This is a genomic window from Novosphingobium sp. MMS21-SN21R, assembly GCF_031846015.1.
GTDB lineage: Bacteria > Pseudomonadota > Alphaproteobacteria > Sphingomonadales > Sphingomonadaceae > Novosphingobium.
Genome location: NZ_JAVRDU010000001.1, coordinates 3,154,153 through 3,166,265, shown reverse-complemented (window position 1 = coordinate 3,166,265; position 12,113 = coordinate 3,154,153). Strand labels below are relative to the sequence as shown.

The following is a 12,113-nucleotide window of genomic DNA, read 5'->3' as shown; positions in this document are numbered from 1 at the left end:
AAATGGATGTAATGTGGTGTTCGGGCGCATCGCGCTTGCACTGACGGATTGATCCGGCCACGCCTGAAGGGAGTTTTTGACGCAGCGAGCGAAACGATGTCCGGTTGCCCTCGAAAGGGCATCATCCTTGCGGGCGGATCAGGCACGCGGCTCTATCCGCTGACTCGCGGCGTTTCGAAGCAGCTCATGCCTGTGTTCGGCAAGCCGACGATCGACATCTCTCCGCGCAACACGTTGAACAGTTGAGGCAGTTCGTCGATGCTTGTGCCGCGGATGAAGCGACCAATGCGCGTGATACGGTCGTCGTCCTTGCTGGCTGAGCGCGCGCCTGCCGAATCCAGCTTCTCGACTCGCATCGAGCGGAACTTGAAGATCGGGAAGAACCGGTTGCCTCGTCCCGTGCGCTTCTGCACGAACAGTACCGGACCGCCGTCCTGCAGCTTGATCGCCAGCGCGACGATTGCCAGCAGTGGCGCCAGTGCAAGCACGGCGCTCCCCGCCAATCCGAAATCGAGCGCGCGCTTCAGCGCGCGCGACCGCAGTCCCAGCGGGCCGCTGGCCACGATCAAGGCGCCGAAATCACGCTCGCGTCTGGCGCCGATCACGCCGAGATTGCTCACTTCCGGGTCGATGATCTCACCGGAAACATTGGCGCTCTTGAACACCAGCGCCCACGCGCCGCGTCGATCCGACGGGCAACTGACCATGACCCGGTCCATGTTCATCATGTAGAGGCCGAGGCGGTCCATCATGTGCGGATCGGAAAGGTCGGGCGCGAGGTGATGTTCACGCGCATCGATATGATAGGCGTGCGGAATTCGCAGCGCAGCGCCGCCATCATCGATCAGCAACACATTGATGCCGACCGCGCCACAGCGCCCCTGGATGACCGGGCGCATCATCGAGCGTATCCAGATCAGCAGCAGCATGGCCATGACCAGCCCAAGCATCGCGGAAACACGCGAGAAATTGTCTGTGCTCTTGGTGGCAAAACCGACGAACAGAAGCGCGCTTTCCGCACCGATCAGCGACAGGGCCGATCGCGCTCGCGCAAAGGTCGGCCGACGCAGTGCCTGAAGAGAATAGGCCTTGGTGCTGAGCGCGATGGTCCAGTAGATCGGGACCAGAACCTGGCCGTGCAGCAGCGACGACTCTTCCAGGAAGCGCCCCAGGTACAACCAGCTGGCAGTGCACAACCCGCCCATAATCGCAGCGCCGTCCAGCAGCAACAGCATGATGTAGATCTGCAGCCTGCGCTGTTCGAGCGGAGGGGCCAGCGGCAGCGTTATCCTGCGCCGGTCCTGCGATTGCCGCATCTCGCCAGTGGGTACGTGCTTGGTCATCACGCGTTTCGCCTAGAATTGCCCAAAATGCCCCCGTTCAACCTGAGCATATGGTCCGAATTTCCGAATCCGGCGCGCTTTATCGCGCTGCAGCGCGTGCGATTTCCGCAAGACCTTGAGCCAGCACCAATTCTCCGTTGCGATTGTCGGAAATTAGTGTGCGGTGCAGCATGGTTAACCTTTCGGTAAGCCTGATCAGTCGCGGGCCACGCCAACGCCGCAGTTGTTGCGTAAGATCTGCCCGGTCGCGGAAAAACACGCGCTTGGCAGAAGTTTCCTGTTCCATGAATGCGTTGACGTCACCGCGGTCACCCATGCGCGCCGCCAATTGCACAAGCTGGGCGGCCCGCCGTTCGAACGCGAGGACCAGTCCCACGGGGCTCAAACCCATTTCGCGCATGCGAGCAAGCTCGCCTGAAAGCTTGCGCACATCGCCGCCCAGAACGGCGTTCACGACCGGCATCAGGCCGTCGTCTTCGCTCACCGCGCAGATCTCGTCGAGCGCCGCAGCATTGGCTTCGCGCGGAGCCTGCGGACTGGCCTCGAGATAGAGCGCCAGCTTCTCGATTTCGCTCTTGGCCATGCGCGTGTCCATTGCACAGGCGCGGGCAATCCGCTCAGCGAGACTGCCGTTGATCTTGACGCCCACCGCATCGCCCATGTCGCGTACGGCGTCCGCCACCGACCGCAGATCGGGCGGGTGGAACATTGCCACCATCGCGCTTGCCTTGCCTTCGAGCAGCTTGGCGATGCGCGATTTGTCGGTCGCAGAACTGGCCACGATCAGAACCGGCCATCCGTCCACCGGGCTTTCCAGTAGCGTCTCGACCGCATCGTGCGCATCGTCGCCCACTGCGCGAACGTGGATGATCCGCTTGTCGCCAAACAGTGAGACGGACCTCGCCTCGTCGGCCAGCCGCACCGGATCGCGCCGCAGTTCTGCACCGCTCATCTCGACTTTCTCTGCGTCGCCCAACATGGCGGCGATGCGGTTTGCCGCGTCGCTCGCACCGGCCTCATCCGGGCCGCAGAAGTAGAATATCCGGCAGTCGCGCGCGGCCTTCGCCGCGGTTGCCGCGAAATTCTTCTGGGTAAGCTTCACTTGGCTTCGCGCAGGCGCACCGAAACGCGCGTGACGATCTGGTCGGCAATTTCCTGCGACAGGTTTTCGAGCGCTGTCTGCTCTGCTGCAATCACCGCATATTCGCTGTTCACCACGTCGAAGCCCGCGTCGGACCCGGCGGTCGCATCGAGCAGCACGTTGCCCGAGGCAATATCGACCAGTTGGTAACGCGCCCGAACAGTTCGCCGTTCGCGTGTGATCGTGTCGTTCGAGAGTTGCCCCAGCCCTTCGACCTTGTCGTCCAGCCGGATATCCAGCCGGTAGCGCGCACCGCCGTTTTGCCGCCCGGCACCGAGCCGGTCGTTCAGGGCATTGCGCACCAGCCAGCCCGATTGCCCCTCGATCGGCGAAACGTCGACATCAGACAGCGCCTGCGCCAGAACGCCGCTGCCACCACCTGCATACATCGGTTGCAAACCGCAGCCGGCCAGCAGCAAAACGGCTCCTGCCAAAGGGGCGAGGCGCTTAAGCGACAAGGTTCACCAGACGGTCGGGCACAACGATCACCTTCTTCACTTCTGCCCCTTCGAGTGCACGCTGCACTTTCTCGGAAGCAAGGGCAAGGCGCTCAAGCTCTTCCTTGGGCGTGCCCTTGGCCACTGTCAGCGTATCGCGCAGCTTGCCCTTGACCTGCACCGCCACGGTCACCTCATCATCGACCAGTAGCGCCGGATCGACTTCGGGCCAAAGCGCGTCGGCAGCCAGTCCCGAACCGATCCGCGCATAGGCTTCTTCGGCCAGATGCGGCATCATCGGCCCAACCAGCAACAACAGGCTATGAATCGCAGCAGTGCGGCTGGCCGAAGGCCCAGCCTTTTCGATCGCACCGGTCAGTTCATAGATGCGCGCCACGGCTTTGTTGAAGCCCAGCGCCTCGATGTCCGAGGCGGCGGCATGCACGGTCTGGTGCGTCTTGCGGTCGAGCGCCTTGTCCTCGCCGCTCGCACCCGCATCATATTGCCCGAACAGACGCCACAAACGCTGCACGAAGCGCGCGCAGCCTTCGATCCCGGCTTCGGACCACGGCAAGTCACGCTCGGGCGGACTGTCAGAAAGCATGAACCAGCGGATCGCGTCTGCGCCATATTTCGCGACGATCTCGTCCGGGTCCACCACGTTCTTCTTGGACTTCGACATCTTGATGACGCGGCCGACTTCGACAGCTGCGCCATCTGCTTTCAGCGTCGCGCCTTCAGAAGTTCGCTCGACCTCTGCCGGAGAGAAGAAGATCGGCTGGCCGTTCTCGGGGTTCTTCCGCTCATACGTCTCGTGCGTCACCATGCCTTGCGTGAACAGGCTGGCGAACGGCTCAGTCACCTCAATCTTGCCGATGCGGGCCAGCGCCCGCGTCCAGAACCGGGCATAGAGCAAGTGCAGGATCGCGTGCTCGATCCCGCCGATGTACTGCTCGACCGGCAGCCAGCGCTTGATCTCTTGCGCGTCGAACGGACGGTCGACGGGCTGGCTGGCGAAGCGCAGGAAGTACCACGATGAATCGACGAAAGTATCCAGCGTATCGGTCTCGCGCCGGGCGGGGTGGCCGCACTGCGGGCACCCGACATGCTTCCACGTCGGATGGCGGTCGAGCGGGTTGCCCGGCACGTCAAAGCTGACGTCCTCGGGCAGCACCACCGGCAACTGCTTCTTGGGCACCGGCACAACGCCGCAGATCTCGCAGTGGATGAACGGGATCGGCGTGCCCCAATAGCGCTGGCGGGAAACGCCCCAGTCGCGCAGGCGCCACACCGTCTTGCCCTCGCCCCAGCCTTCGCTTTGCGCTCGGCCAATAACCGCAGCCTTGGCATCAGCCACGCTCATCCCGTCAAGGAAGCCCGAATTGACCAGCACGCCGTCGCCCGCTTCGGCTTCCTTGCCGAACGGCTTGTCTGCGTCCGCCGGATCGCTGGCGACAACGCGCAGGATCGGCAGGCTGTACTTGGTGGCGAAATCGAAGTCGCGCTGGTCATGCCCCGGCACGGCCATGATCGCGCCGGTGCCGTAGTCCATCAGCACGAAGTTGGCGATGAACACCGGCAGGTCCGCGCCCGTAAACGGATGCTTGGCGGTGATCCCGGTGTCGAAGCCCAGCTTCTCGGCGGTTTCGAGTTCGGCGGCGGTCGTCCCGCCCTGCTTGCACAGCGCGATGAAGTCCTGCGCTGCCTGATTATCCACAGCGACGCCCTGCGCCACCGGATGATCTGCGGCCACGGCAACGAAGCTTGCGCCAAAGATCGTGTCAGGCCGGGTGGTGTAAACTTCCAGCCCGTCCCCGCTCGAAAGTTCGAACGCGAACTGCAGGCCCTGGCTCTTGCCGATCCAGTTCTCCTGCATCGTGCGGACCTTTTCGGGCCACTTGTCGAGAGTGGAGAGCCCTTCGAGCAGTTCGTCGGCAAAGTCGGTGATCTTGAGGAACCACTGGCTCAGCTTGCGCTTCTCGACCAGCGCACCCGAACGCCAGCCGCGTCCGTCGATGACCTGTTCGTTGGCCAGCACGGTCATGTCGACCGGGTCCCAATTGACCGAGCTTTCCTTGCGGTAAACGAGGCCTGCTGCATAGAGGTCGAGGAACAGCGCCTGTTCGTGGCCGTAGTATTCAGGCTCACAAGTGGCGATCTCGCGGCTCCAGTCGAGCGCGAAGCCGAGGCGCTTCAACTGCGCCTTCATGTTGGCGATATTGTCGCGGGTCCAGCCGCCGGGGTGGACGCCCTTTTCCATCGCGGCGTTTTCGGCAGGCATGCCGAAGGCGTCCCAACCCATCGGGTGCAGCACTTCGTGCCCGCGCATCCGCTTGTAGCGCGCCAGCACGTCGCCCATCGTGTAATTGCGCACGTGGCCGATATGGATGCGTCCCGATGGATAGGGAAACATCTCGAGCACATAGCTGCGCGGCTTGGTCGACGAATCGTCGGCGCGGAACGATTGCTGTTCGTCCCACACCCGCTGCCAGCGAGTATCGGCGACGGCAGGATCGAAGCGTTCTGGTGTAATCGCGGTCATGGGCGCTCCTCTAGGCAGCGCAGCCATGACACGCAAGATTCGCCTGAGCCGGAATTACCCGGTGATCGACGCGCGGCGCAGGTCGCGCGCCTTGGTCAGGATAATATCTTCGAGCTTCTGCACGGTCACGGCCTGGACCGGGGCATCGACCCACTGGCCGCTCGTCGAAACCTGGCGGCTGGCGGCGACGCGCAAAGCGTCGGCGCGCAAGTCCTGATCGACGATCGAGACGGTGACCTTCATCCGCTCGCCGGGGTTCTTGGGGTTGGCGTACCAGTCGGTCACGATCACGCCGCCATTGCTGTCAGTCTGGAGCAGGGGCATGAATGACAGCGCATCGAGGCTGGCGCGCCAGAGATAGGCGTTCACGCCGATGGTGGTGACCTGGCTGGCCGCGAGATCCGCCTTGGGGCGTTCCTTCTTGCCGCAACCGGTAGCAGCCAAGGCCATGGCCCCGATCACGATTGCGCGAAAAACGAGCTTGCTGGTGCCCGGGAGTTTGCGGGTGTTCGGCGCGGTCTTGGTCACTACGTCACAATCCTTGGCTTGCGGCGGCGGATGTCCCATCCGGCGCATTGAGCCGCATCTTGCGAAGCGGCGTTTGGATCGCCTCTATCACCCCCGCGCGCCGTGCGGCAAGCACGATGAACGCTGGCGTGGCGGGCAGGGCCATCGGGCCGCAATTGCCTTGCCGTGCCGTGAATGCATGCTGAATGCGCGGAGGCAGTGTGGACAATGGGCCACACCCCAATAGGAAGCGACTGATCTGCTTGCAGCCTATGGATAAATCCGTTCGCCAAACGTATTAAGTGAATGCAGGTTTCTGTCTGGCTGAGTCGGAATGACATCCAGCGGTGGGAACCATAACAAAACGTGGCCGTAAAGCGGTCCGACTGGGGAAGAAACAGGCTTATCATGGCGGGCAATGGCAAAAAACCGGAAGCGAATGGTGCAACGCGCCGCCGCTTGCGTGCGCCGCTCGTCTGTGCCGCAGCGGCAACGCTCGGGCTTCTGCTTGCTCCCACCGTAAGCAGCGCCTTTTCCAGCGGCTTCGATGCTTTGCCCGTAAGCCTTGCGGCGCGTGGCGGGATCGGGTCGTTCACCCCGGCGTCGGTTGATGAACGGCTGGCCTCGCAGATCACCGTCCGCGCGCTCAAGAGCGGTAAGCTGTTCCGCTTCACGCCAGCAGGCAATGAAACGCGTGGAAGCCGTGCCATCACCGTGGCGGTTCGGCTCGATTCGCAAAGCGCTCGCGCATTCTCTGTACGGAGCACGCTGGCTGAGGCTGCGAATCAGCCCGGCGCATCGGCCGTCCGTATCGCACCCGTTGCGTTCAATCTCGGCATGGCGCGTGGCTACACCAGCTTTGCCCCATCGGCCTCGGTCTCGGCCCTGCATGATCTGCAGCGGATCGACATGCCCGATCTCGCCAAGATCAAGTCGGTTGCGCCCGGAACTCCTTCGCGTCTCGCTCCGCGGATCGAGATGGATGGCCGTGATCGCGCAGGCCGCGCGCCGCGCACGCTCGAAGGGCAGGGTGATTACCAGCTCGATCTCGGCGGCAGCTATCGCCTCACCCGCAACCTGAATGTCACCGCCGGCGTGCGTTATTCGCCCGAGCGCGACCGCCTCCTGCCGCTGACTGACGGCAAGCAGGACAATCAGGCTGTCTATGTCGGAACCCAGTTCCGCTTCTAATCACGCGATTACTTGACGAATTGTCAGGTTGCTCTGCAGCAATTCGATGCTGCACCTGCAGCAATTACGTATTCCGCAGCTTGTAGCCTATCCGACATGGACCTACCGTAGTCCCTAGAGGGATCGATGGGAGGTACAGGAATGTCACGAGTTGCAGTTGTTACCGGTGGTTCGCGCGGGATCGGCAAAGCCATTTGCGAGGCGCTGAAGGCGCAAGGCCGTACTGTTGTTGCAAATTATGCGGGCAACGAGGACAAGGCCCGCGCCTTTACCGCAGAGACCGGCATTCCAGCCTATCGATTCGATGTTGGCGATCATGAAGCAACGCTCGAAGGCTGCGCGCGTATCGCCGCAGAAATTGGCCCAATTGACATTGTCGTAAACAATGCAGGCGTCACCCGCGATGGCGTACTTCACAAGATGAGCTTTGACGACTGGAATGACGTCATGCGCATCAATCTTGGCGGTTGCTTCAACATGGCCAAGGCGACGTTCCCGGGCATGCGCGAACGTGGCTGGGGTCGCATCGTCAACATCGGTTCGGTCAACGGCCAGTCCGGCCAATATGGCCAGGTAAACTACGCCGCCGCCAAGTCGGGCATTCACGGCTTTACCAAGGCTCTTGCGCAGGAAGGTGCCAAATTCGGTGTGACTGTCAATGCCATCGCGCCAGGTTACATTGATACGGACATGGTTGCTGCGGTCCCCCCTGCTGTTCTTGAAAAGATCGTCGCAAAAATTCCAGTCGGGCGTCTGGGTCAGGCCGATGAAATCGCGCGCGGCGTTGCTTTCCTGACTGCCGAGGAAGGGGCTTTCGTCACCGGTTCGACGATGTCGCTCAACGGCGGGCAGCACATGTACTGATGGAACTCAGGGTGGGCGCAAAGCCTGCGTCCACCCATCCATTCTTATGACTCATCCCTCATATCATCCCCCGGTCAAGCGGTCGGTCGAGATCGCGGGCCACAAGACCTCGATCAGTCTCGAACCGCTGTTTTGGGATATGCTGAAAAATGCCGCGCTGCGTGAAGGCACGCCGCTCAACGCTTTGGTCGCGCGGATCGATGCAGAACGCATTGCCAGTCCAAAGCCGCCGGGCCTGGCCGGCGCGATCCGAATCTGGCTTGTGTCTCAGGACGCCTTCGGCGCAGGCTCATCCTGAGCCGGAATCGTCGCTTCCGGCAACGCAGGCAATTCGCGCTTGTCCAGCATTTCGGCGGCGGCATCGAGCGCGCGCGCCTCATCCTGCGTGACGCCGCCCGGCTTTTCCTCGTCGCTTGAATCACAGGCCCCAAGGGCAAGAAGCAACAAAAGCGGGGTGAGTGCGCGCATCGGGAAGCTTTCTTTATCCGGCAAATCACGAACCGGCAGGCAGGCTCGGAAACCCTCCCCAACCCGCCGGCACGTGCTGTTCGAATTTTACTGAGCGGGCTGTTCTGCGCCCTCGGCGTCAGCAGCCTGAACCGCAGCGGCCACGGCGGCGGCGCTGTCGGCAGCATCGCGTGCCGCGTCTGCTTCTGAGTCCGCTGCTGCCGATGCGTCAGGCGCTGGAGCCATCGGGGCAGCAGCGGCTGATGGCTCTACCACAGGCAGTTCATCTGCAGGCATTTCCACGGTGTCTTCCGACGCGGCTTCCGAAGCATCGTCGGAACGGCCGCAGGCCGAGACCGCGAGAGCAGCGGCGGCGACGATCGCAAGGCTGGCGTACTTCTTCATCGAATTCCCTCTCTTGGGTAACCGGCGCCACTCGGCAAAATCAGCCGCGGGCAAGGTCCGTTGGCGCGCTTCGCCGTGTTCTACCGGCGGGGCGGTGCGATGGCAAATGCATCATATGCACAGCCCAATCGTTGACGCTAACATATGATATAACGACATCTTTAAGCGTCTTGACGGATATAAAGACTTCTTTATATGGCAGGTGCAATGAACATTCACGACGCCATCCGCGCTCTCGATGACTCGACGCGCCTGCGCATCATGCGCTTGCTCGCCAGCATGGAACTGGCGGTGGGTGAAATTGCGCAAGTGCTTGGCCAGAGCCAACCGCGCGTTTCGCGTCATATCAAGATATTGTGCGATTCGGGATTGGCAGAGCGGCGCAAGGAAGGGGCCTGGGTGTTCCTGCGTAGTTCGGTGGGCGAGACGTCCGAACTACCCCTTTTTGCCGCCATTGCCCGGCTGCTAGCCGCAGCCGAGCGTGAAGACAGCGCCTTCGGCCGCCGCTGCGCCGAAGACCGCCAGCACCTTGAAGCGATCCGCACCGCGCGCCAGTCTCATGCGCTCGACTGGTTTGCCCGCCACGCCGAAGAGTGGGACGAACTGCGTTCGCTGCACATTGCCGATGGGCCGGTGGAAGCCGCACTGACCGAAATGCTGGCAGACCTGAGCGGCGGTGCATCGCTTGGCCGTCTGCTCGATGTCGGCACTGGCACCGGGCGCATCGCCGAATTGCTGGGTGAGCAGGCGACCCGCGTCGTCGCCTTCGACAAGAGCCCGGACATGCTGCGCATCGCCCGCGCCCGGTTGCAGCATTTGCCTGCCGACAGGGTCGAACTGGTGCAGGGCGATTTCGCGCAACTGCCGTTCGGTCCGCGCAGTTTCGACACGGTCCTGTTCCATCAGGTGCTGCATTATGCGCAGGCGCCCGAGGCGGTGCTGGCAGGCGCAGCACGCGTCACTGCGCCCGGAGGCCGCATCGCAATCGTCGATTTCGCCGCGCATGACCGCGAAGACTTGCGCCAGTCCCACGCCCACGCCCGTCTCGGCTTCTCGGACGCGCAGATCGAGGCGATGTTGCTGGACAGCGGTTTCGTGCCGCAGGCAGCCCGCGCGCTTGCAGGGCATGAACTTGTCGTCAAGCTGTGGACCGGCGTCCGCCGCGAGGACAGCGTGACCCAACTAGACACTCGGCAGACCCGGAAAGCCTGAAGCACCATGAATGCCAGTTACGACCAGCTCCGCGAAGCCCGCACCGCGCTCGACACCCCGCTTTTCGCAGGGCTCCCGGGCGACATCAACGTGTCGTTCGAATTCTTTCCGCCCAAGACAGATGCGCTGATGGCGCAACTGTGGGACGTGGTCGAAACGCTGGCACCACTACAGCCGACATTCGTCTCGGTAACCTATGGCGCGGGCGGATCGACGCGTGACCGCACCCACGGCACCGTTGCGCGGATCATCAAGGAAGCCAAGCTTCCTGCTGCTGCGCACCTGACCTGCGTCGATGCGACCAAGGCCGAAATCCGCGAAGTGGCCGAAAGCTACTGGGAAGCAGGTGTGCGCCACATCGTCGCCCTGCGCGGTGACATGGGCGCCCCCGGCGTCCCGTTCACTCCGCATCCCGAAGGTTATGCCAACGCCGCCGAACTTGTGGCGGGCCTGAAGCAAATCGCCCCGTTCGAAATCTCGGTCGCAGCCTACCCCGAATCCCACCCGGACTCGCCAAGCGAGCAGGCAGATATCGATAACCTCAAGCGCAAGCTCGATGCAGGCGCCACGCGCGCGATCAGCCAGTTCTTCTTCGAACCCGAAACCTTCTTCCGCTTCCGCGACAAGCTGGCGGCTGCGGGCATCGATGCCCCGGTCCTCCCCGGCATTCTGCCCGTCTCCAACGTCGCCCAGACCCGCAAGTTTGCCGCCGCCTGCGGTGCTGCGATCCCCGCGTGGATGGACGGTCTGTTCGAAGGCCTCGACACGCACCCCGGCTCGCGCCAACTGGTCGCCGCCACCATCGCCGCTGAATTCTGCCGCCGCCTCTATGCTGGCGGCGTGCGCGATTTCCACTTCTACACTCTCAACCGCGCCGAACTGTCCTACGCGATCTGCCACCTGCTTGGCCTTCGCCCGACCCGCCCCGCGCTGGAGAAAGCCGCGTGACTTCTACACCTTCAATTGCCCGTCTCTCCCTGCTTGAGCAGGCGAGCCAGCGTATCCTCATCACCGATGGCGCGTTCGGCACCGAAATCCAGAACTTCAAGCTGTCCGAGGCTGACTACGCAGGCACGCTGGGGCTCGCCAAGGACCAGAAGGGCAACAATGACATTCTCGCGCTGACCAAGCCCGAAGTGCCCGAATCCATCCACCGCGCCTATTTCGCCGCCGGGGCCGACATCGCCGAAACCAACACGTTCAGCGCCAACCGCATCAGCCAGGCAGATTACGCTGCCGAGCATCTCGTGCGCAAAATCAATGTGGAGAGCGCAAGGCTCGCCCGCCGCGTCGCTGATGAATTCACCGCCAAGGATGGCCGTCCGCGCTTCGTCGCAGGCGCGATCGGCCCGACCAACAAGACCCTGTCGCTCAGCCCCGACGTCAACGACCCCGGCTTCCGCGAAGTCGATTGGGACGGCATGGTCGATGTCTATGCCGAGCAGGTCCACGCCCTGATTGAAGGCGGCGCTGATTTCATCCTGATCGAGACGGTTTTCGATACGCTCAACGCCAAGGCCGCCGTGATGTCGGTGCGCCAGGTCGAGCAGGCGCTGGGCCGCGAGATCCCGATCATGCTGTCGATGACGCTGACCGACCTGTCGGGCCGCAACCTCTCGGGCCACACAGTCGAGGCATTCTGGTATGCAGTGCGCCATGCCAAGCCGATCACCATCGGCCTCAATTGTTCGTTCGGGGCGACGCAGTTGCGCCCGCACGTAAAGGCGCTGTCCGAAATCGCAGACACGCTGATCATGGTCTACCCCAACGCCGGCCTGCCCAACGAACTCGGCGAATACGACGAGATGCCTGCGACCACGGCAAGCCTCGTCAAGGAATGGGCCGATCATGGCCAGGTCAACATCCTCGGCGGCTGCTGCGGGTCGACGCCCGCGCACATAGCCGCGATGGCCAAGGCAGTCGCAGGCCTGAGCCCGCGCCAGCAGCCTGTGCCTGAAACGGCGACGCGGTTGGCGGGCCTCGAACCGTTCATCATGGCGGCTTGATGAAGGATAAGACCAAAT

General features: G+C 62.9%; 13 protein-coding genes and 2 pseudogenes. 7 read left to right on the top strand and 8 right to left on the bottom strand.

Annotated features, from left to right (window positions below):
- Nucleotides 1-96: 96 nt before the first annotated feature.
- Nucleotides 97-213 (top strand): annotated as a pseudogene (locus tag RM192_RS15400) (sugar phosphate nucleotidyltransferase); the annotation flags it as partial.
- Between the two features lie 50 nt (nt 214-263).
- Here RM192_RS15400 and RM192_RS15395 read toward each other — a convergent pair.
- From RM192_RS15395 to RM192_RS15370, 6 genes and pseudogenes are all read right to left on the bottom strand, one after another.
- A pseudogene (locus RM192_RS15395) lies at nt 264-707 on the bottom strand (sugar transferase); the annotation flags it as partial.
- A 715-nt stretch (nt 708-1,422) separates the two neighbouring features.
- On the bottom strand, nt 1,423-2,445 hold the full coding sequence (gene holA / locus RM192_RS15390) for a DNA polymerase III subunit delta (protein WP_311508436.1): 1,023 nt from the start codon (nt 2,443-2,445) through the stop codon (nt 1,423-1,425).
- Nucleotides 2,442-2,873, bottom strand: a complete 432-nt coding sequence (lptE, locus tag RM192_RS15385) for an LPS assembly lipoprotein LptE (protein ID WP_311508650.1) — start codon at nt 2,871-2,873, stop codon at nt 2,442-2,444. Before lptE ends, holA begins: the two co-directional genes overlap by 4 nt.
- Before the next feature lie 58 nt (nt 2,874-2,931).
- A complete protein-coding gene (gene leuS, locus RM192_RS15380; RefSeq protein WP_311508435.1) occupies nt 2,932-5,463 on the bottom strand; it encodes a leucine--tRNA ligase in 2,532 nt (843 codons plus the stop codon).
- Nucleotides 5,464-5,517: 54 nt separating this feature from the next.
- On the bottom strand, nt 5,518-5,913 hold the full coding sequence (locus tag RM192_RS15375) for a DUF3576 domain-containing protein (protein ID WP_311508649.1): 396 nt from the start codon (nt 5,911-5,913) through the stop codon (nt 5,518-5,520).
- 82 nt (nt 5,914-5,995) lie between these two features.
- Nucleotides 5,996-6,136, bottom strand: coding sequence for a hypothetical protein (locus RM192_RS15370; RefSeq protein WP_311508434.1), 141 nt, complete (start codon nt 6,134-6,136; stop codon nt 5,996-5,998).
- A gap of 242 nt (nt 6,137-6,378) precedes the next feature.
- On the opposite strand from RM192_RS15370, the gene RM192_RS15365 reads away from it, so the two are divergent.
- From RM192_RS15365 to RM192_RS15355, 3 genes are all read left to right on the top strand, one after another.
- Nucleotides 6,379-7,161: a hypothetical protein gene (locus tag RM192_RS15365; RefSeq protein WP_311508433.1), complete on the top strand. Its 783-nt coding sequence runs from the start codon at nt 6,379-6,381 to the stop codon at nt 7,159-7,161.
- A gap of 141 nt (nt 7,162-7,302) precedes the next feature.
- On the top strand, nt 7,303-8,025 hold the full coding sequence (gene phbB / locus RM192_RS15360) for an acetoacetyl-CoA reductase (protein WP_311508432.1): 723 nt from the start codon (nt 7,303-7,305) through the stop codon (nt 8,023-8,025).
- 46 nt (nt 8,026-8,071) lie between these two features.
- Nucleotides 8,072-8,323 (top strand): ribbon-helix-helix domain-containing protein, encoded by a 252-nt coding sequence (locus RM192_RS15355; protein ID WP_311508431.1) that lies wholly within the window; start codon nt 8,072-8,074, stop codon nt 8,321-8,323.
- Here the strand turns inward: RM192_RS15355 and RM192_RS15350 are convergent.
- Complete coding sequence (locus tag RM192_RS15350) at nt 8,293-8,493, bottom strand: hypothetical protein (protein ID WP_311508430.1); 201 nt, start codon at nt 8,491-8,493, stop codon at nt 8,293-8,295. The two genes, RM192_RS15355 and RM192_RS15350, sit on opposite strands and share 31 nt — an antisense overlap.
- Before the next feature lie 87 nt (nt 8,494-8,580).
- A complete protein-coding gene (locus tag RM192_RS15345; protein WP_311508429.1) occupies nt 8,581-8,877 on the bottom strand; it encodes a hypothetical protein in 297 nt (98 codons plus the stop codon).
- A gap of 207 nt (nt 8,878-9,084) precedes the next feature.
- Here RM192_RS15345 and RM192_RS15340 point away from each other — a divergent pair, with 207 nt between their 5' ends.
- Genes RM192_RS15340 through RM192_RS15330 form a run of 3 tightly spaced genes read left to right on the top strand, consistent with a single transcriptional unit; the run spans nt 9,085 to nt 12,095 of the window.
- Nucleotides 9,085-10,089 carry an ArsR/SmtB family transcription factor gene (locus tag RM192_RS15340; RefSeq protein ID WP_409233814.1) on the top strand — a complete coding sequence of 335 codons (1,005 nt, stop codon included), beginning with the start codon at nt 9,085-9,087 and terminating at the stop codon, nt 10,087-10,089.
- A 6-nt stretch (nt 10,090-10,095) separates the two neighbouring features.
- Nucleotides 10,096-11,037, top strand: coding sequence for a methylenetetrahydrofolate reductase [NAD(P)H] (gene metF / locus RM192_RS15335; protein ID WP_311508427.1), 942 nt, complete (start codon nt 10,096-10,098; stop codon nt 11,035-11,037).
- Nucleotides 11,034-12,095 (top strand): homocysteine S-methyltransferase family protein, encoded by a 1,062-nt coding sequence (locus tag RM192_RS15330; RefSeq protein ID WP_311508426.1) that lies wholly within the window; start codon nt 11,034-11,036, stop codon nt 12,093-12,095. The genes metF and RM192_RS15330 overlap by 4 nt, the downstream gene beginning before the upstream one ends.
- The last annotated feature ends 18 nt before the right edge of the window (nt 12,096-12,113 follow it).